Source organism: Maritimibacter dapengensis, from assembly GCF_019218265.1.
In the GTDB taxonomy this organism is placed as follows: Bacteria; Pseudomonadota; Alphaproteobacteria; order Rhodobacterales; family Rhodobacteraceae; genus Maritimibacter; species Maritimibacter dapengensis.
Map to the genome: position 1 here is coordinate 1 of NZ_JAHUZE010000019.1, position 1,656 is coordinate 1,656.

Sequence of the window (1,656 nt, forward strand, 5' to 3'; positions counted from 1 at the left end):
TGTCACTGTACCCTAATTAATCAGATTCTGCGGATTGGAAGCGTTTTCGGCAGATTCTGTACCCTTAATTGCAATATATCCACAGGGCGCTGCGTCAGTGGCTGACACAGCTTTGGCGCTTCCAGATTGCATCGGCTCGTGCCAGAAGCGCTTGACGATCTGCATCGGCACCGAGCTCGGAGATGGCCTGACGGGCAGCGTCTAGGGCCTGCGCAGACGTCTTTTTGGGCGACGTCGCCCTGGCAGATCGGTCAACGGGACTGCTTTCCTGCCGACGTCTTCGCGGAAGTCGCATATCGAGGTTCATCGACAGCTTGCGCACCTTCTCAATCAAACGTCTGCGCTGAGGAAAGGCGCGTCGGAGATCCCAGAATGCTTGTTCATTTCCGCGCAGCAAGATGGCCACTCCCAATAATGGACGGGCTGAGCAGACATCGACAGCTGCGAGTGCTATTGACCGCTCCAGTTGACACCGCGACGTGAGTGGCACGCTGTATACCAACTCAAGTACTTGTAAGAGGCACAGCGTATGGCTGATCCGCTGCATGTGCCTCAGATCGGCGGCGGCAACCGCCGTCTTCAGCAATGCCGCGCCCCGAGCGGCGCGGACACGTAGCCTGTTTGATAGACCATCGGCCGGATGCCTCGCCACAAGAGGTCGACCACAGTTTTCGCAAGTCAGCGACCAGGCGAAGCGCCAGTGGCGCAGGACCAGTCCCGAGGTTTGTTTCGAGCAGTTTGCGCAACTTTGGAAGTCATCGCTAGATACGCATTGAGCGGGATGATGCGTCGTGTCCGGGAGGGTCATGGCCGCGATCTCATCCCGGGTCTGCTGAACCGCCGGACATAGCCGAGCCCAGTTCACATGCCCAAGGTCACCCGCATGCTCCGGCACCCTGCCCTGCCCCAAACCGAGATAGCCGCAAAGCTCTTCGACGGAACAATGATTGGCCCGGGCCAACCGCCCGATCCAGCTCGAGAGAAGCTCGTCGGATACCGGTGGCGGTCGACGCGGCAATGGGTTCACGGTCACCCGAACTCCGCGATGGGTTGGCGCGGAATGCTCCAAGCATGCTTCGCCCATACCGGCTGCCAGGCCTGAACGGCCTCATCGGTGATCCGCTCCTCACCCGTCTCGATCGCATCGATGGCCAAGGACTTGATCATGATGAACACGCGCGAGGTCACACCGCCCGTCACTTTCAGGATTGTCCGAAGCGACGCAACCGTGAGGCCCGACCGCTGCTCAAGTGCCATCGCGGCAATCAGCGTTTGGATGAGCCGAGAGAACTCCACGTCGTCCTCCCAGAGCGGCAGGTAGTGTTCGTCCAGGCGACGGGCCAGTTGGTCGTCACCGCGGACGGCCTCGAGCGCTTCGTTGACACCGAAAACGACAAGCGAGGCACAGAGATCGTTGGCCAAGAACCGCAGCATGTTCAGGAACCGGCGTTGCTCCCGGTAACTACCGGCAAGCAGATTGTGCACCTCGTCGATCATCAGCATCTTCAGGTCCATATCCCGAAGATGACTGAGCGCGCGGACCTCAAGTTCGGACACGGTATGCCGCCCCCACATCGGCGCCCCGATCGTCGAAAGGATGTGCTGGTAGAAGCGTCGCTCGTCCGGCGCTGGCGGCGCCTGAACCAGCAGGATGGG

Annotated in this window: 2 protein-coding genes; both read right to left on the reverse strand. The window is 60.4% G+C overall.

Annotated features, from left to right (window positions below; all coding sequences use genetic code 11):
* Positions 1–94 precede the first annotated feature (94 nt).
* The gene (locus KJP28_RS19840; RefSeq protein WP_083545780.1) at positions 95–1,084 is read right to left on the reverse strand and encodes a TniQ family protein; all 990 of its coding nucleotides are present in this window, start codon (positions 1,082–1,084) and stop codon (positions 95–97) included.
* A partial coding sequence (locus KJP28_RS20050) for a TniB family NTP-binding protein (RefSeq protein ID WP_255552500.1) occupies positions 1,030–1,656 on the reverse strand: 627 nt, incomplete at its 5' end. The genes KJP28_RS19840 and KJP28_RS20050, both read right to left, overlap by 55 nt.